An 18,443-nucleotide genomic window follows, 5' to 3' on the forward strand; every position below is an offset into this window, starting at 1 on the left:
GATCGGTAATAAATAATAGTATCTCTCTAACTTTGAGATTTATTTATACAGAAATTTTCTCGTCATTTGAGTTATATACATATATTACAAGCTAGAAAGGGATATTATAGCTTGTATATTACATGTTTTTGTAACATGACTAACAAAGTAAATTTTTCAAGTTTTTTAAACAAAAAACAACTGAGTATGAGTTCTATGCGAGTGGCTGGGGAGTCAGGTGTTGGATTTCCAACCAAAATTTGGAAAAAGTGGTTGCGCTCTCACTGGTTGAACATAGGGGTCTTTTTACAGTCCAGACAAAATGCGTCCAATTTTCCACTTATTCTACTCCCAGTTGTAGTTGCTGAATTTTGCATGATCCTTGTTTAATTTTAATTAGTTAATTAAGCTAACAGAGGAGTCGTGCTCTGAGTCATTTGATAAACTTCAATTAGTTATTTTCATCATTCATCCTACCTTTCTACATCGAATCTTTAAATTTCTACGTCAGCAAAGGTACTGAGATACTGTATCGTATACGTATTACGTATAAAACTCGTTTTTCTTGCACATAAGATTATGCTGACGAATTGTTGGCTCAGCTTTACTTCAATTCTGTCTGAGAGAAAATTCAACCAAAAATTTGTTATGAATTTAGCGGCGGAATTTTTGTTAAAGAAATAGTAAGCTATCTGAACCAAAAAAAATTAGATATGGTTTTGTCAGTGCTATAAACTATATACTTTGAGGAAAAGGAAAGCTAAGCTTTGGACTATAACATAACACGAAAAGTTATGCATGATACATTAAAACTTGATGAAGTAGTTGAGTTTGCTGAAAATCCAGAACCTCGTTGTCCTTGTGTACTACTTCTAGATACATCTGGCTCAATGCAAGGTGTAGCATTAGATTTATTAAATCAGGGTTTACAGAGTTTCAGGGAAGAATTAACAAAAAATGCTTTAGCGGCAAGGAGGGTTGAAGTAGCAATAGTTACTTTTGATAGTCATGTGAATGTAGTACAGGATTTTGTGACTGCTGACCAATTCAGTCCGCCGCTACTAACAGCACAGGGACTGACGAGTATGGGTATTGGAATTCATAAAACCTTGGACATGATTCAAGAACGAAAAGCTCAATATCGCGCCAATGGTATTGCTTACTATCGTCCTTGGGTATTTATGATTACTGACGGTGAGCCACAAGGCGAGTCTGAAGATGTTGTAGAGCAAGCAGCGCGGCGTCTAAAAGAAGATGAATCAAGGAAACGTGTAGCATTCTTTACTGTTGGTGTAGACAATGCTAATATGACGCGGCTAAGTCAAATAGCTGTACGTACACCCTTAAAACTCCAAGGACTCAATTTTGTTGAAATGTTTGTTTGGCTATCAGCCAGTATGTCAGCGGTTTCTCATTCCAAAGTAGACGAACAAGTGGCACTACCACCTATTGGTTGGGGTTCTGTTTAGTAGAAGATGTGACAAAATGCTCAAAAAAGAGCACTAACCAAAGATCATCTATGAACACTTCTAAACAAAGACCTCATTGGCGGGTAGTAGCTGCATCGGTATGTGGAACAAGTCATTTGAAGAACAAACAATTGTGTCAGGATGCTCACCATTGGCAGATTTTGCCAGATAATATCTTAGTGGTTGCGGCAGCGGATGGAGCAGGTAGTGCAAGCATGGGTAAGGTGGGAGCAATGATTGCTGTGGAAACAGCGATAGAAAACATCTCTATCAAAGAATTTTCTCGACGAACATTAGTCGATGATAATGCTGCGCGCTCACTTTTGACCGAGGCAATAATTGCTGCCAAGAAAGCTGTCGAAGAAGAAGCCGTCGCTTCCCAGAAGCAGTCCTTCGATTTGGCAAGTACGCTGATTATTGCGTTGGCAACACCAGAATTTGTGGCAGTGGCACAAATCGGGGATGGTGTGGCAGTGGTGAGAGATTTTCAGGATAACCTGATCGCGCTGACCATGCCTGACAGTGGTGAATATATCAACGAAACAGTTTTTTTGACCTCACCGACAGCCCTAGATGCTGTGCAACTAAGATTATGGCGTCAGGCAGTAGCCAATGTTGGTATCCTCACAGATGGACTACAAATGCTTGCCATGAATATGGCAGTGGGAGTTCCTCATAAACCATTCTTCCTTCCACTATTTGACTTCGCAGCGAATGCTGATGACAAAACAGTGGCAAGAGAGCAGTTAGTGAGGTTTTTGCGTTCCGAGCGAATCACGCAACGTACAGATGATGACTTGACACTCATAATTGCTGCTTTGAGTGATTAATAAACAGGTGTGCGAATTCGTTTGTGTGGAAGTGTATAAACTCATAGGGTATCTATAAAAATATATCATGCAGGTACTACGTTGTTTTCCCAACCAACAAATCAGTAATGTCAGCCTGACCGTCAGTTTAGGACGAGGCGGTGAGGCCTGCATATACACAGTACCAACAGATGCTGGTTTAGTGGCGAAGGTTTACCACAAACCAACACCTGCCCAAGCCCGCAAACTGGAGGTCATGCTTGCCCACCCGCCAGACAACCCAACCGCCAGTTTGGGGCATATTTCAATTGCTTGGCCGATTGAATTGTTGCGCTCGTCGGATCCAAGCCGTGAGGTGATAGGCTTTTTGATGCCGCGCATTCAGGGAATGCGTCCAATCATCGACTTTTACAATCCTAGAACTCGCCGCCAGCAGTGTCCTTTGTTCAACTATCAGTATTTAATCCGCACTGCTCGCAATCTCGCTTCGGCTTTTTTTGCGTTACACGATCGCGGATACTGTGTTGGCGATGTAAATGAATCCAATATCCTGGTTAGTGATATGGCATTGGTGACAATAGTAGACACCGATTCATTCCAGGTAAAAGATCCAGAAAATGGAATCATTTATCGCTGTCACGTAGGGAAAGCAGAATTTACCCCACCAGAACTTCACAACAAAACCTTTGCTCAGTGCGATCGCAATTTCAGTCATGACTTGTTTGGGTTAGCGGTACTGATCTTTCAACTTTTAATGGAAGGGACACACCCATTTTCCGGGATTTATCAAGGAGCAGGTGAACCTCCACCATATGAAGGACGCATTGTAGCGGGACATTTTACCTACAGTCAAAAGCGTAGCGTCCCTTACGTTCCAACACCCATCGCACCTCGTTGGGATATTCTTCCTCCGGGCTTACAGGAACTATTTATACGTTGTTTTGAGGATGGTCACAACAACCCGCAGATACGCCCCAATGCTCAAACCTGGCTCACAGCACTCGCTGATGCAGAAAACTCGCTCATCAGCTGCACTGTTAACCCCCAGCATCGCTATAGTAACCACTTGGACAAATGTCCTTGGTGCGAACGTACATTGCGATTAGGTGGACGTGATCCATTCCCATCTTTAAAGGCGATCGCAAATAAAGAACATTTACAACCGCGAGTACCAAAGAAAAAACGCCAAACTCAAGTTCCTCGTACGCCACAACCAACCAGTCCATTCACTAACACTAATTATCGTAGTTCTGTCTTTACCCAAAAAATTCCTTACTATAAACCTCAGAAAAAGCAGAATGTATACCCTGTTGTTTTCTGCTTGCTTGGTCTTGTTGGTGCCTTGGGGTATTTGGATTTAATGGTAAAATTCACAAATCGCCCCTTTCTTGTTGAAAATTCTTACGCTCGGCAAAATTTGATTTCTTTGCAACAAAAGAAAACGCACAACAATCAAAATTTTGCTGATTACTACAAGCAGGGCCATGCTTCATACAAAGTCAAAGATTACCAACAAGCAATTGAAAATTTCACTCAAGCAATACAAAAAGATCCAAAATATGCAAAAGCTTATGTAAACCGTGGCAATGCTCACTACAACCTCAAAGAGTATGAAGCGGCACTTGCAGACTACACTCAAGCAATTGGAATCAATCCCACGGAAACAAAAGCGTATGTCAATCGAGGAAATTCCCGCCATATGCTTGCTGAATATAGCAGCGATCCAGACAAAGAGTATAATCTAGCAATTGCAGACTATAACAATGCCCTGCGTCTTAATCCGAAGGAAGTAGAAGCATACATCAGACGAGGTGTTGTTCGTTCACAAGTTGCTAAATACAGTGGCGATTCTCAAAATGAGTATAAAAAAGCAATTGCTGACTTCAATCAGGCACTTGGTTTGAATTCCTCAAAAGCCGAAGCTTTCTTTCAGCGAGGTTTGGTACGTTATCAAGTAGCACAATATAGCAGTGATTTTGAGCAAGAATATAAACAGGCAATTGCTGACTTTGATCAGGCATTAAATATCAATCCCAAACTGTCAAAAGTCTATTTAAAACGAGGTGTTGTCCGCTACGAACTTGCACAATATGGAGGTGGCAAATCTAGTCAGTATAATAAGCAAGCAGTTGATGATTTGCAAAAGGCTGCTAAAATATCTTTGGAACAAGAGGATATGGATAATTACCAACAAGCATTAAGCAGCATCTGTGTTGTTGTTGAAAATAAATGCGATACTTTTTTGCAAACCACCACGAATACATCCTCAAAAAGCAACTAAGTACGGAACTACCCCACCAAGATTCTGATCTGAGGAAACCTCGGATCAGATCTGTCTAAAAATTCAAAGTATCGTCCTGAGTCTTGCCTAGGTTTGCGCCAACATGCGTTGTTAGTATTGATTATTTTGTGTGTTCGCAATTCTGTAAGAAGTTATTTTTTACTATTATCAAAGAGTAAGACTTGGTTATTTTCTCTGTCTTATCTTGCATTTTTGAAACCTTATTTAGTCCTCTTATCTGTAGATTTAAGATAGTTACAAAGCTTTTTCATTTTTTCATACTTAAGATAGATTTGTTTATATTGTCTTCATACTTAAGTGTAAATTTACGGCTAAATTATATACTGAGAAAATTAAAAAATAAATTTTTCTCTACTTAGCGCATGAAAAGTTGATAGCTCATCTACCTAAAAACCTAGAGATAAGTTTATGAAAGCAGTAATTCTGGCTGGAGGTCTTGGTACACGTATCAGTGAAGAAACGAGCATCAAACCTAAACCTATGGTGGAAATTGGTGGTAAGCCTGTATTATGGCATATTATGAAAATTTATTCCACCTACGGCATTAATGATTTTATTATCTGCTGTGGTTACAAAGGTTACGTCATAAAGGAGTATTTTGCCAACTACTTCCTACATATGTCAGACGTAACCTTTGACATGCGATTTAACCAGATGAACGTGCATGCAGGTAAAGCAGAACCCTGGCGTGTCACCTTAGTAGATACAGGTGACAATACAATGACAGGTGGACGGTTGAAGCGAGTCAGAGAGCATATTGGGAATGAAACTTTTTGCTTCACCTACGGTGATGGTGTCAGTGATGTCAATGTTGAAGAATTAATTCATTTTCACAAAAAACAAAATAATTTAGCAACAATGACAGCAGTTCAACCACCCGGACGTTTTGGTGCTATTGTCCTAGGACAAGAACAAACAAAAATTACTAGTTTCCGGGAAAAGCCAGAAGGAGATGGAGCCTGGATTAATGGTGGTTATTTTGTCTTAGAGCCAGAAGTCATCAATTTCGTTAACGATGATTCTACTGTTTGGGAGCAGACACCATTAGAAAAGCTGGCAGAAATGGAACAGCTATCTGCTTACAAGCATACTGGCTTTTGGCAACCAATGGATACTTTACGAGATAAAAATTATCTCGATGATTTGTGGAAGAATAATAAGGCTCCTTGGAAGGTATGGTGAGAGAAAACAAAAAGGTACATTCATTCTTCACTCATCGTTCTTGATTTTGACTTTTCATTCTTGATTCATATTTCTATATTCCGGGAGCTAGAGTACTCATGTATGACTTCGCGATTATAGGTGGAGGAATTGTTGGTCTTTCCACCGCTATGGCTTTAGGTAAACGCTATCCTAATGCTCGTATTCTAGTTTTAGAAAAAGAGAGCAATTGGGCTTTTCACCAAACTGGTAATAATAGTGGCGTCATTCATTCTGGTATTTACTACAAGCCGGGTAGTTTCAAAGCTAAATTTTGCCGTGACGGTTGTCTTTCAATGGTGGAATTTTGCCAAGAACATGGAATTGAGCATGAAATTTGCGGTAAGGTCATAGTTGCAACCAATGAAACAGAGTTACCTCGCCTAGAAAATCTTTACACGCGAGGTTTGGAAAATGGCATAGACGTTAAAAGAATTACTCCAGAGGAAGTCAGAGAAATTGAACCTCATGTGACTAGCGTTGGCGGAATTCTAGTTTCTTCAACTGGTATTGCAAATTACAAGCAAGTTTGCTACAAATATGCCGAAATCATTAAACAGCAGGGAGGAGAACTGCATCTCAGTACCAAGGCTGAAAAAATAGTTACCAGTGGAAAACATCAGGTATTAGAAACGAACTGTGGAACTTTTGAAACTCGCTTTGTGATTAATTGTGCTGGATTACATAGCGATCGCGTTGCCAAAATGGGCAAAACAGATCCCAAAGCAAAAATTGTTCCTTTCCGGGGAGAGTATTACGAACTCACACCAGAAAAACGCTACTTGGTGAAAGGTTTGATTTACCCAGTTCCCAATCCAGACTTTCCCTTCTTGGGTGTCCATTTTACACGCATGATTGATAAAAGCGTACACGCTGGACCAAATGCAGTCTTAAGCCTTAAGCGCGAAGGCTATAAAAAAACAGACTTTGACTTGCGTGATTTTGCAGAAGTGATGACTTTTCCTGGTTTTTGGAAACTCGCAGCCAAACACGCTGACGAAGGAATACAAGAAATTATTCGCTCCTTTAGTAAAGCAGCTTTCACCAGAAGTTTGCAAAAACTCATTCCTGAAGTTCAACAAGAGGATTTAGTTCCTACTCACGCAGGTGTTCGCGCTCAAGCACTGATGAATGATGGCAAACTGGTAGATGACTTTTTGATTGTTCAAGGTCAAAACTCCGTCCATGTTTGTAATGCCCCTTCCCCTGCAGCAACATCTTCCATAGAAATAGGCAAAGCAATTGTTGCCCAAATCCCCCAACAGCCGCATCTCAAGGCTGTAGTCACTCAAGTCTAAAATAATTCGCTTGCCTGTGCTTAGTTAAGTTCATAGTGTTAAGAAAAAGCACAGGCATTGTGGCATCCTTCAATTTGCGAGAACATCTAATTTAAGGTTGTAATTAGTTGTCAGGGTAAAACTAATGTTCCTTAACTCGGATGTTCAGCCAATCGTTCTTGTTTGTGCTGCTGATAATAACTATGCCATGCCGCTTGCTGTTACTGTTCGTTCCGCAGTTGCCAACCTGAAAAAGAATCATCAGATAGCATTATATGTTCTTGATGGAGGTATTACCGAAGCCAATAAACGCAGAATTAGTAACTCATTTAACAAAGAACAGGTCAGTATTTCATGGATACAGCCAGACAATGCAGTCTTTGAAAACTTAGTATTGACTAGACATTTAACACCGACTTGCTATTATCGGCTTCTAATTACCGAGTTTTTACCAAAAGAATTTCACAAGGCTATTTACTTAGACACCGACATGGTAGTCACGGGAGACTTGGCAGAGTTATGGACGATTGACATGGGAGAGAACTATGCATTAGCAGTTCAAGACGATGTTGAATTGTACGTAGGAATGTCTGAAGGTTTAAAAAACTACCGAGAAGTGGGAATTTGTCCGGATGAGAAATATTTCAACTCCGGACTTTTAGTGATAAATCTTGACAAGTGGCGATCACAAGATATTGGCAGAAAAGTCCTTGAATACATAAAACAAAATAGAGAGTATGTACGCAATGATCAGGATGGTTTAAACGCAGTTCTTGCTGGGAAATGGGGAGAACTTCACCCCAAATGGAATCTAATGCCCAAAATGTATGAATATTCATCCTGGAAAAACAGCCCTTTCACGGAGGATATTTATAACGAACTACAGCACAACCCTTGCGTTATTCATTTTACGAATTCTCCCAAACCCTGGTATGCAGGATTGCGAGAAGAATGTAAACATCCAAAAAAACATTTGTTCTTCCAATATCTTGACATGACACACTGGTCAGGATGGCGAGATACCATTTGGAGACGATTTTGGAGAAAATTTATGAAAGTAACATCGTTAACTACTTCAAAACTTTAAACATGGTGTGTTACGGTGCATAACATATACACAGAAGATGAGCAAAGGCAAGAATTTCTGTAGTCATCAATCCATGATGATGAAACTGCCTGAACCATCCTACACAGAATGATGCACCGTACTTCACCAAGGTAATTTGTTTACGACGTGAAACTAAAGTTGAATAGGAACGAAAAACAATGAGAATTCTAGTCACTGGTACTGAAGGTTATCTTGGTAGTTTATTACCTCCGTTGTTAATTGAACGGGGACATGAAGTAATCGGAGTAGATACTGGTTATTACAAAGTAGGTTGGTTGTACAACGGTACTGAGATAACAGCCAAAACTCTCAATAAAGATATTCGCAATATCACCGTAGAAGATTTGCAAGGTGTTGATGCGATCGTTCACATGGCTGAACTATCAAATGATCCCACTGGACAGCTTGCACCACACATTACTTACGAAATTAACCATAAAGGCTCAGTTCGTCTTGCCAAATTGGCAAAAGAAGCGGGTGTGCGTCGCTTCGTGTACATGTCCTCATGCAGTGTTTATGGCGTTGCTACTGAAGGTGATGTCACAGAAGAATCTCCTGTCAATCCCCAAACCGCCTATGCAGAATGTAAGACATTAGTAGAGCGAGATGTCAAGCCATTAGCAGATGATGACTTCTCTCCGAGTTTTATGCGGAACGCCACTGCTTTTGGTGCTTCCCCCAGAATGCGCTTTGATATTGTTTTAAATAATTTGTCAGGTTTGGCATGGACAACCAAACAAATTAAGATGACTAGTGATGGTACGCCTTGGCGTCCATTAGTTCACGCGCTGGATATTTGTAAAGCAATTGGTTGCACAGTAGAAGCACCTCGTGATATCGTACACAACCAAGTTTTTAACGTGGGAGATACAGCAAATAATTATCGAGTCAAAGAAGTTGCCGAAATTATTGCTCAAGTTTTCCCAGGTTGTCAATTAAGCTTTGGCACTCAAGGTGCAGACAATCGTAGTTATCGCGTGTCTTTTGAGAAAATCAATACTGTTCTACCTGGCTTTAAGTGTGATTGGAATGCTCAACGAGGCGCACAACAGTTGCATGATTTGTTCTCGCAAATTGATATGACTGAAGAAGTTTTCTTATCTAGAGGCTTCACTCGCTTGAAGCAATTAGAATACCTCATTCGTACACAACAAATTGACAAAGATTTCTTCTGGAGTCAGAAGTAATGATCTTGTCGAAGTTATAGACAAAAAAGTGATTTCAACAATTCCGACTCAAATCTATTTTTTCGGAATTGTTGAAATCATAAATGTATCATACTCTAGTAATTCCACCATTGAATATGATTATTATCGCTTTTTTTTTGTACTGGTCAAAATATCTATCAAACTTGTTCCATGATTGATGCTAGTTGAACATCTAAGAGCAGCAGGAGACATAATACCATAACGTAAACCGATGATATACCAAGGGTAGTTAATAGTATACTCCAATGATTTGAATAGAAAAAGCCTTCTGTATATTTAAAAATGTGAATTGGGTTTGTTGAGGAGTCTTGAGAAGTAATAGTATCTATCAGTAGTATGATTTTAATACCTGAGTTATTTGTCTTCTTGCAGTCTTAATTCTTCATCTCATTTTCTTGTCACACCTTAGCTTATTCAAATCAAAACTCAAAATTCAGATATGCAAAATCCACATCAACTCAATTTAGATGAAACACAACCTTATGTACAGTCCACCATGAAGAAACTACTCACTATCGCGATCCCGACTTACAACCGCGCTCAACTACTTGATAAGCAACTGGCATGGGTTGCTCAAGCGATCGCTGGCTTAGAATCGGAATGTGAAATTTTTGTTTCAGATAATTGTTCAACTGATAATACTCAAGAGGTGATTAAGAAGTGGCAAAAAAATCTCAGTCATATTACATTTAAGTCCAGCCGAAATTATGAAAACATCGGTGTCATGCGGAATATTATTCATTGCTTAAAGTCCGCAACGACTAAATATGTTTGGACAATTGGTGATGATGATCCCATTCAGGATAAAGCAGTTGCTTATGTCATCAACCAACTCAAAAAAAATGAAGATTTATCATTATTGTTCCTTAACTTTTCTGGCCGTAACCAAATTACCGGGGAACCTGTACATCCACCCACAATAGTAGGTAACCGTTGGTTTGATGTTGATAATGAAGATGGAAGTGGTGACGGTAAAGCTATCTTTGAACACTGTTTTTCAAAAAGTGTTGGCGCAGTCATCTTTCTCACGGCTTCGATATATCGTACTGAATTAGTACAACGCGCTCTTCAAATTTGGTCAGAAGCTGAGAATAACTGGATATCTTTAGCATACTTAGCTGGATATTGCGCTGCTAATGGCAAGATAATTGTTACTAAAGATATTTATATGGAATGTATTGTTGGTGTGAGTTATTGGCAAAAAGATCCACAATCAGCAATATTAATGCAATATAAGCACTTACCGGAAGTTATTACGAAGTTGGAGGAGAACGGATACTCTAAGCAATTTTACCGTAGGATGATGTTCCAGAGTTTCAAAGAAGCTAATTTGAAAGTTTTCTTAGGTGCTTTGAGAAGATGGCCTATGTTCACTATGAAAACAATAGTTCCCTTTTTGACTTTAGTAAGTCTGTCTGTTTTTGACGCAGTTCCTACTAAAGAATTCAAAATGGCACAAACAACAGAACCATTCACTCAAAACTGACGAAAATAAGACTTGCAATGAATCAAACCAACAAGGTAGTTATTCTATGTTTAACAGTACTATCAACAAATTATCTCAGTTGAGATCTGAGTTAGGTTATAGAGCAGCACTCCTAAACCATACAAGAAAATTGCCTGCTCTGGAAGAAAGCGATCGCGTGATTGTCGATACCCTCAAACGCGATGGAGTTTATGTGACAACACTCGAAAAGTTGGGACTTGGCTCTACATCTGCTCTTCTCAAAGCATCTTACAATCAACTATCTAGAATGACAGATGCAGGCAATAGTCACCTAACAAAAAGACTGCCGCAAATTTACACCGTTACAGATTTACCAGAATTTTCTCAGTGGGGACGGGAACAAAAGCTAGTTAATATCATCGAAAACTACATCGGTCTTCCTGTTGCCTTTCAGGGCGTACATTTACGTAAAGATTTTCCTAACGAAGATCAGTTTGGTACACTGTTATGGCATAAAGACTCAGAAGACCGTCGGATGCTCAAAATGATCATTTATTTGTCCGATGTGGAAGAAAAACACGGTCCTTTTGAATACGTTCCGGTCTCTTTGACTCCTTTACACAGTCTCAATTATTACCGGATTTACTACAAGCTTTGGCAGTCGGGTTACTTAGGAATTACTGATGAACAGCTTAAGGAAGTCATCCCGCAAGACAAGTGGAAATCATGTCCAGGTCCAGCAGGTACTGTGATTTTTACAGATCCAAAAGTCGCTTTACACCACGGAACACTACGGACAGAAGAAAGACCAGCACTCTTTTTTACTTACACTGCAAACCCACCGAAGCGACCAGAACTTTGCACCCAGTACTGGGATGATACTTTTGCAAAACCAGAGCCATATCAAGAACCATCATCTGTCACAGCTCTAAGATAGTGCGGTTCTTGAGTTGAAGAATTTCTTTGTGTTCTACTCCTGTTGAAGCCCTTTTGGTGAGCAGTCATCTGTCTTCGGGTTACCCTCGGTGCATAACGATTGCTGCCTCACCCCTATACCTCTACAGGGCTTCAAAAAAAGTTGCAAAAAACACGAAGAAAAATCCGAAATGACCGAGTGCCACTGTGTAGTTAAGATTTCAAGCGAGGTTACCCATGATTTTTGTAGAAACTGAACTCAAAGACGCGTACATCATTGATTTGGAACAAAAGCAGGATCATCGTGGTTTCTTTGCCCGTACTTTCTGCGCTCAAGAATTTGAGGCACATGGTTTAAAGCCAACGGTAGCCCAATGCAATCTATCTTTCAACTACAAAAAAGGGACGCTGCGGGGAATGCATTATCAAACTCTACCAGCAGCAGAAACAAAATTAGTCCGCTGTACCCAAGGCGCTATCTATGACGTGATTATTGATATGCGTCCTGAGTCTCCAACTTACCTTCAATATATTGGTGTGGAATTAACCGCAGAAAATCATCGCGCCTTATATGTTCCAGAAATGTTCGCTCACGGCTATCAAACACTAACAGACTCTGCTGAGGTCGGGTATCAGGTAGGAGAGTTTTACACACCTGGATATGAGCGGGGGTTGCGCTACGATGATCCATTTTTTAATATTCAATGGCCATTGGAAGTAACTGATATTTCCGAGAAGGATAAGAATTGGCCTTTGATGAAAATGATGAGCGTTGGAGGAAATGTTTAGTTGTTAGTGGTGATGGGAAAAACGACTAATTAACAATCAACAACTAAGCAATTCGCAAATATTATTCTAGGAGATTAACCAATGATTATCGTAGATCGCGCCTTACAAGCTCGTGCAGAAGCAGGTAACCCCATCAAGGTTGGGATGATTGGTGCTGGCTTTATGGGACGCGGAATTGCCAATCAAATTAAAAATTCCGTTCCTGGTATGGAGTTGGTTGCTATCTCCAACCGAAGTGTTGATGCAGCTAAGCGAGCATATTCGGAAGCAGGTATTGAAGATAGCAAAGTCGTTTCCAGCGTCACCGAATTAGAAGAGGCGATCGCCCGCAATCAATACGCAGTCACCGAAGATCCAATGTTACTGTGTCGCGCCGAGGGTATCGATGCTCTGATTGAAGTGACTGGTGCAGTAGAATTTGGCGCTCATGTTGTGATGGAGGCGATCGCCCATCACAAGCACATCATTATGATGAACGCCGAATTAGATGGCACCATCGGTCCTATTCTCAAAGTTTACGCTGACAAAGCAGGAGTTATCCTCACCGCTTGTGATGGGGATCAGCCAGGAGTGCAAATGAATCTCTACCGCTTCGTCAAGAGTATCGGCTTAACTCCATTATTGTGTGGTAATATTAAGGGCTTACAAGACCCCTATCGCAACCCGACGACACAAGAAGCATTTGCCAAACGTTGGGGTCAAAAACCTCACATGGTCACCAGCTTTGCTGATGGAACAAAGATATCCTTTGAGCAAGCAATAGTTGCCAATGCCACAGGTATGAAAGTTGCCAAGCGAGGAATGCTGGGATATGACTTTAACGGTCATGTTGATGAAATGACCAAAATGTACGATGTCGAACAACTCAAAGAACTGGGTGGTATCGTTGATTACGTCGTTGGTACAAAACCAGGTCCAGGGGTCTTTGTCTTTGGAACCCACGAGGATCCCAAGCAGCGTCACTACCTCAACTTGTACAAGTTAGGTGAAGGTCCGCTCTACAGCTTTTACATTCCTTATCACCTCTGTCACTTTGAGGTGCCATTGTCTGTTGCTCGCGCTGTTCTGTTCCAAGATTACGTCTTAAGTCCTTTAGGTGGTCCTCTGGTAGATGTGATCACTACTGCCAAAATCGACCTCAAGGCTGGAGAAACCTTGGATGGCATTGGGTACTACATGACATACGGGCAATGTGAAAATTCCAACATCGTTCAAGAGCAAAACCTTTTACCAATAGGTCTAGCGGAAGGATGTCGCCTGAAGCGAGACATTTCAAAAGATCAAGTCTTGACCTACGACGATGTAGAACTCCCTGAAGACAGACTATGCGACAAACTGCGAACTGAGCAAAACGCTTATTTCACCAAATCTAAAACTTTAGCAGCAGTTTAAATAATTTCTTCATCCGAAGTTAACTAATACTTCATGTTATAAGGTTGACTTCGGTACAAAAAAAAGCATAGGTTGAGTAGTAAAGAATCTCTGGTCTTATGCAAAGGTTATGCAAAGGCTATGAGGTTCTTCTTTCGATTTGATGTTATTCCAAACATAATAAATCTTTAACTACTCTTCCAACTCAGGACACTTATGCGAGATCAGTTAGTTCAGCGTACACTTAGCATCGATAATTTATTATCACACAAAATTCAAGTTCGTCAACAAATGCGCCGAAAGGTTTCACTCCAGGCAAATCGGGCTGCTATTGGTAACGTACTGATTTAATACGTTAGCGAAGCCATCGCCCAATCCGGAATTCTTTTAGAGTTATTGCGGTACCTTGTTTGGATATTATGGTATAAGCTATTACCATTTAAGCTCTTTTTGCAATACTTCGCTCACGCTCACCGACTGTGTATCAGTTCTGTTCATCAACAACATAAGCAAGTAGCCAATATAAATCTCAACTTCCCAATTTACCCAATGGGTTACTAACTTCTTTCTTCTCTCGTTACAAAATATTTATTAAAAATTAACACTCGTAAAATCATGTTTTAGTATCTTGAGAACAAGTAGGGGGTTGAATCAGATTTGCATTTAGAGTCTGTGATCTGTGAAGTGTCGGTGCAGTCTTCGGAGCAAACCTATCACCACTTGTAAATAGTTGTATAGAGTCAATAAATTAAGGAAAAATATGAAAATTGCCTTGGTGCATGATTATTTAACCCAGAAAGGAGGGGCAGAGCGCGTTTTCGAGTTACTCTGTAAGCGCTACCCCCAAGCAGATGTTTTTACTTCCTTATACGACCCGGAAAAAACCATTGACATTGGCGAGCGCATTGTCAATACAACCTTCCTACAAAATATTCCAGGAGCAGCGAAATATTTTCGCCTGATGGCTCCCTTATATTTTCCAGCCTTTCGCGCCTTAGATTTGCAAGACTACGACCTTATTATCAGCAGTAGCACAAGCTTTGCCAAAGCAGTGCGCAAGAACCAAAAGAGCCGCCATATTTGCTTTTGTCATAACATTACCCGTTTTTTGTGGGACACAGAAACTTATTTACGTGAGTACGGAGATTATCGATATTTTGCTCCATTAATCGACCAAGTTTTTGAAATGATGAGAAAGGTAGACCTTGTCTATGCACAGGAACCTGACCTTTACATTGCTAACTCCAGCATTGTAGCTCGTCGGATTAAAAGTACTTACCGTAAAGATGCCATTGTTATTAACTATCCGATTGACACGAGTAAATTTGTTTTTTCAGATACAAAAGAAGATTTTTATCTTGCCTCGGCTCGGATGATCAGCTACAAACGTCTTGATATAATAGTCGAAGCTTTTAACTGGCTGGGATGGCGGTTGCTGATATCAGGAAGTGGTCCAGAAAAGGAGAGGTTAAAGTCTCAAGCATTATCCAATATTGAGTTTTTAGGACACGTAACTGATATAGAACGCACTCAGTTGTTTTCTAAAGCAAAGTCTGTTATAGTTGCAGCCCTAGAAGATTATGGTTTAGTTCCAGTAGAGGCCAATGCTAGTGGAACACCTGTCATCGCTTTTGGAGCGGGTGGGGTATTAGATACTCAAATACCTGGTAAAACAGGAGTCTTTTTTAAGAAACAAACACCTGAATCACTCCAAGCTGCACTACTAGAAGCCAGGGAAATCGATTGGGATTACAACAACATCCGTAGTCATGCAGTGGCAAACTTTTCGGAAGAAGCTTTCTTTAACAAAGTTGAGCAAGTTATTGAACAAGCTTGTACTGTAAATACATTATTCATTTAATTTGTTAGCTGAGGGATAGTAAAAGTGGTTCAGAGCAGTCTTAGTCCATACGGAAATCCAGTTACTGAGTCAGAACCGGGTTACGGACAACTATTTGCGGTTTTAATCCGCAGATTTCCTTGGTTTTTAGCTGCATTTGTGGCTTCTGTGGCCGTTGCAGGTGTGATGACAAAAAGAACAGATCCTACCTATAGAAGCTCAATGCAGCTGTTGGTAGAACCTAACTATCAGGGAACGAAAGAAGGTAGTGGTGTAGACAGTCAGTTTACCGATCCTACTGTTCAGGTAGACGCTGCAACCCAACTGAGCTTGATGCAAAGTTCTCCACTCCTCAAAAAAGCAGTGACTGAACTCAAGCGCGAATATCCAGACATGACGGTAGGTGAGTTAAAAGGTTCTTTGGTTTTGAGTCAAATTAAAAACAAAGACGATAATGTTGCTACTAAAATATTTGACGTCAAATATACCGAAAAAGACCCAATTAAAACACATAAGGTTCTGCAAGCAATTCAGAAAGTTTATCTAGGTTACAACATTCAGCAGCAGAATGAGCGTTTAAGAAAAGGGCTTAAAGTTATTCAAGAACAGTTAGAGAAAGCAAAAAAAGAAGTTACCTCGTCTGAGGCTAACTTACAAAGGTTTCGCAGAACGCAACAACTTATAGACCCTGAGTCCCAGTCAAAAGCTATACAGGACGAATTAAGCAGAATTTCGCAAGAACGCGGCACAGTTCTTTCTCTGTATAAAGAAGCTAATGCTACGTATACAAATATACAAAAACAACTTCAAAGTACACCACAGACTGCTCTTGTCGAAGCTCGTCTGAGTCAGTCTACTCGCTATCAAGGACTACTGAACGAAATTCAAAAAACAGAACTGTCTCTAGCACAAGAACGCTTGCGGTTTACAGAGGAAGCTCCAAGCGTGCAGAAGTTGGCAGGTCAACTTCAAAGTCAAAAGGCACTATTGCAAGAAGAGCAAAGACGAACCTTAGGGGGAGAGTCTTCTCAAGCAACTGCCCAACCACCGTCTTTGTTAGAGCAAGGACAGAAAAGCGCAATTGATCTCAACCTTGCTGCGAAGTTGGTGGATACACAAACCACAATAGTATCTTTAGAAGCAAAAGATAAAGTTCTGGGCAACAAAGAGCAAGAACTACGTGAGCAACTCACAAAATTTCCCAATTTGTTAGCTGAGTACGGTCGCCTACAGCCGCAAGTACAACTGAGCCGGGAAAGATTGCAGGAACTTTTGAAAGCAGAACAGCGATTACGGCAAGAAATTGCCAAAGGAGGATTTAACTGGGAAATCGTGGAAGAACCTCAAGTAGGTGAACAGTTGGGTCCCAACCTCCAGCAAAATCTCATGCTAGGTGCAGTAGTTGGGTTGATGTTAGGAGGTATTGCTGCCTTCATCCGTGAAGCAGCCGATGATTCTGTACATACCACAGCTGAGTTGGAAAGGCAGGTTTCTTTACCGATACTGGGAACAACTCCCAAGTTACCACCTGCTAAAACCAGAGAATCAGTTATCAAGTTACCATTTGGTAAGCCAGATGTCCCTGCTCCTTGGACAATTCAGGTATTGCAATCTTCACCGCGTTGGGAATCGCTAGATCTGATTTATAAAAACATTGAACTTTTGAACTCTGTTGCTTCGTTCAAATCTTTAATGATTACCTCGGCTTTATCTGATGACGGTAAGTCTGGTCTAGCATTGGGCTTAGCAATGAGTGCAGCTCGTTTACATAAACGCGTACTGCTCATTGATGCCAACCTACGTGAACCCAGTCTGCACAAACAGCTAAATCTCCCGAACGAACAGGGGCTTTCTACTCTATTAGCAAGTGAGGTCACAATACCCAATCAGATTAGTATCCAATCCTCAGGCTCATCTTATATCGACATTTTGACCGCAGGACCAACACCTGCTGATCCAGCTAATCTGCTAAGTTCTCCTCGGATGCAGCAATTAATGGCATCATTTGAGAAGAACTATGATTTGGTAGTTGTAGATTCAACCCCAGTTCTTGGCTTAGTTGATGCGATGCTTACCGCATCATCTTGTCGTGGCGTGGTTATGGTAGCTAGCATAGGTAGAGTAACTCGAACTCAACTCACACAAGCTACAGCCATGCTGAGCCGGTTAAACTTACTTGGAGTTGTGGCAAATGGGGTATCAAACTCTAATAGTACATTTGTGCCATATACACATCAACAACGATTTGCACTGCAACAAGCAGTGGAGAAATAAAACTACCGCACAGCTGAGTGCAAGGCGTACACTACAAAGAACATAGGTGGCTCGACAAACGAGAACCAACGCACGACAAAAATATAAATAAAGCGGCACATGCCACGTAGAAAAGCATATGCCGTATTTTTTATTAGTAGGGGCACGAGTTTCACGCTCCTACTCCTCGCCATACCGATGGTATAACGAGGTTTTATTTTCTCTTCCCACAACAACAGCACCCTTGGCGGTGCATTGTGGCAGCACGAGTTACCTACTCTCTGGTGCCTTGCGATCCCCCTTGCTTCTTTAAGATAAGTAATTAAGCAGATTTGGTATTAATTAAAAGACAAAATCTTAATTGTTTATTGTGTCTTATCGAAAAGAACTCAGAACTCAGAACTCAGAATAAGAAAGAAAAACAAGCGCATAAATTGTAGAGTTCACCGAACGGAAGTCTTTGGGTTTAAAACCCC

Annotated in this window: 14 protein-coding genes; all 14 read left to right on the forward strand. The window is 40.6% G+C overall.

Annotation, left to right across the window (positions count from 1 at the left end):
- The first annotated feature begins 773 nt into the window (after nt 1–773).
- The 14 genes from AC5590_RS28065 (at nt 774) to AC5590_RS28130 (ending at nt 17,988) form a co-directional block, all read left to right on the forward strand.
- Nucleotides 774–1,448 carry a vWA domain-containing protein gene (locus AC5590_RS28065; protein WP_169266607.1) on the forward strand — a complete coding sequence of 225 codons (675 nt, stop codon included), beginning with the start codon at nt 774–776 and terminating at the stop codon, nt 1,446–1,448.
- A 50-nt stretch (nt 1,449–1,498) separates the two neighbouring features.
- Nucleotides 1,499–2,278, forward strand: coding sequence for a PP2C family serine/threonine-protein phosphatase (locus AC5590_RS28070; RefSeq protein WP_169266608.1), 780 nt, complete (start codon nt 1,499–1,501; stop codon nt 2,276–2,278).
- Between the two features lie 67 nt (nt 2,279–2,345).
- Nucleotides 2,346–4,538 (forward strand): tetratricopeptide repeat protein, encoded by a 2,193-nt coding sequence (locus AC5590_RS28075; RefSeq protein ID WP_169266609.1) that lies wholly within the window; start codon nt 2,346–2,348, stop codon nt 4,536–4,538.
- A gap of 429 nt (nt 4,539–4,967) precedes the next feature.
- Nucleotides 4,968–5,741, forward strand: a complete 774-nt coding sequence (gene rfbF / locus AC5590_RS28080) for a glucose-1-phosphate cytidylyltransferase (RefSeq protein ID WP_169266610.1) — start codon at nt 4,968–4,970, stop codon at nt 5,739–5,741.
- A 98-nt stretch (nt 5,742–5,839) separates the two neighbouring features.
- Nucleotides 5,840–7,057, forward strand: coding sequence for an L-2-hydroxyglutarate dehydrogenase (lhgO, locus tag AC5590_RS28085; protein WP_169266611.1), 1,218 nt, complete (start codon nt 5,840–5,842; stop codon nt 7,055–7,057).
- Between the two features lie 124 nt (nt 7,058–7,181).
- Nucleotides 7,182–8,123 (forward strand): glycosyltransferase family 8 protein, encoded by a 942-nt coding sequence (locus AC5590_RS28090; RefSeq protein WP_169266612.1) that lies wholly within the window; start codon nt 7,182–7,184, stop codon nt 8,121–8,123.
- Between the two features lie 179 nt (nt 8,124–8,302).
- Nucleotides 8,303–9,331, forward strand: coding sequence for an NAD-dependent epimerase/dehydratase family protein (locus AC5590_RS28095; protein WP_169266613.1), 1,029 nt, complete (start codon nt 8,303–8,305; stop codon nt 9,329–9,331).
- Nucleotides 9,332–9,848: 517 nt separating this feature from the next.
- Nucleotides 9,849–10,838, forward strand: coding sequence for a glycosyltransferase family 2 protein (locus tag AC5590_RS28100; RefSeq protein WP_169266619.1), 990 nt, complete (start codon nt 9,849–9,851; stop codon nt 10,836–10,838).
- 46 nt (nt 10,839–10,884) lie between these two features.
- Nucleotides 10,885–11,736, forward strand: coding sequence for a phytanoyl-CoA dioxygenase family protein (locus tag AC5590_RS28105; RefSeq protein WP_169266614.1), 852 nt, complete (start codon nt 10,885–10,887; stop codon nt 11,734–11,736).
- A gap of 215 nt (nt 11,737–11,951) precedes the next feature.
- The gene (gene rfbC / locus AC5590_RS28110; protein ID WP_169266615.1) at nt 11,952–12,503 is read left to right on the forward strand and encodes a dTDP-4-dehydrorhamnose 3,5-epimerase; all 552 of its coding nucleotides are present in this window, start codon (nt 11,952–11,954) and stop codon (nt 12,501–12,503) included.
- Between the two features lie 81 nt (nt 12,504–12,584).
- Nucleotides 12,585–13,895, forward strand: a complete 1,311-nt coding sequence (locus AC5590_RS28115) for an NAD(P)H-dependent oxidoreductase (RefSeq protein WP_169266616.1) — start codon at nt 12,585–12,587, stop codon at nt 13,893–13,895.
- A gap of 195 nt (nt 13,896–14,090) precedes the next feature.
- Complete coding sequence (locus tag AC5590_RS28120) at nt 14,091–14,225, forward strand: hypothetical protein (RefSeq protein ID WP_282453078.1); 135 nt, start codon at nt 14,091–14,093, stop codon at nt 14,223–14,225.
- Nucleotides 14,226–14,634: 409 nt separating this feature from the next.
- A complete protein-coding gene (locus AC5590_RS28125; protein ID WP_169266617.1) occupies nt 14,635–15,735 on the forward strand; it encodes a glycosyltransferase in 1,101 nt (366 codons plus the stop codon).
- Nucleotides 15,736–15,759: 24 nt separating this feature from the next.
- Nucleotides 15,760–17,988, forward strand: a complete 2,229-nt coding sequence (locus AC5590_RS28130; RefSeq protein ID WP_169266618.1) for a polysaccharide biosynthesis tyrosine autokinase — start codon at nt 15,760–15,762, stop codon at nt 17,986–17,988.
- Nucleotides 17,989–18,443 lie beyond the last annotated feature (455 nt).

The organism is Brasilonema octagenarum UFV-OR1 (genome assembly GCF_963888615.1).
GTDB classification, from domain to species: domain Bacteria; phylum Cyanobacteriota; class Cyanobacteriia; order Cyanobacteriales; family Nostocaceae; genus Brasilonema; species Brasilonema sennae.

Excerpts from the sequence above, each read along its gene's own strand:
- AC5590_RS28090 (WP_169266612.1), top strand. The coding sequence starts at position 7,182 with ATGTTCCTTAACTCGGATGTTCAGCCAATCGTTCTTGTTTGTGCTGCT.
- AC5590_RS28095 (WP_169266613.1), top strand. The coding sequence starts at position 8,303 with ATGAGAATTCTAGTCACTGGTACTGAAGGTTATCTTGGTAGTTTATTA.
- AC5590_RS28120 (WP_282453078.1), top strand. The coding sequence starts at position 14,091 with ATGCGAGATCAGTTAGTTCAGCGTACACTTAGCATCGATAATTTATTA.
- rfbC (WP_169266615.1), top strand. The coding sequence starts at position 11,952 with ATGATTTTTGTAGAAACTGAACTCAAAGACGCGTACATCATTGATTTG.
- AC5590_RS28125 (WP_169266617.1), top strand. The coding sequence starts at position 14,635 with ATGAAAATTGCCTTGGTGCATGATTATTTAACCCAGAAAGGAGGGGCA.
- AC5590_RS28065 (WP_169266607.1), top strand. The coding sequence starts at position 774 with ATGCATGATACATTAAAACTTGATGAAGTAGTTGAGTTTGCTGAAAAT.
- AC5590_RS28075 (WP_169266609.1), top strand. The coding sequence starts at position 2,346 with ATGCAGGTACTACGTTGTTTTCCCAACCAACAAATCAGTAATGTCAGC.
- lhgO (WP_169266611.1), top strand. The coding sequence starts at position 5,840 with ATGTATGACTTCGCGATTATAGGTGGAGGAATTGTTGGTCTTTCCACC.
- AC5590_RS28105 (WP_169266614.1), top strand. The coding sequence starts at position 10,885 with ATGTTTAACAGTACTATCAACAAATTATCTCAGTTGAGATCTGAGTTA.
- AC5590_RS28115 (WP_169266616.1), top strand. The coding sequence starts at position 12,585 with ATGATTATCGTAGATCGCGCCTTACAAGCTCGTGCAGAAGCAGGTAAC.
- AC5590_RS28100 (WP_169266619.1), top strand. The coding sequence starts at position 9,849 with ATGAAGAAACTACTCACTATCGCGATCCCGACTTACAACCGCGCTCAA.
- AC5590_RS28070 (WP_169266608.1), top strand. The coding sequence starts at position 1,499 with ATGAACACTTCTAAACAAAGACCTCATTGGCGGGTAGTAGCTGCATCG.
- rfbF (WP_169266610.1), top strand. The coding sequence starts at position 4,968 with ATGAAAGCAGTAATTCTGGCTGGAGGTCTTGGTACACGTATCAGTGAA.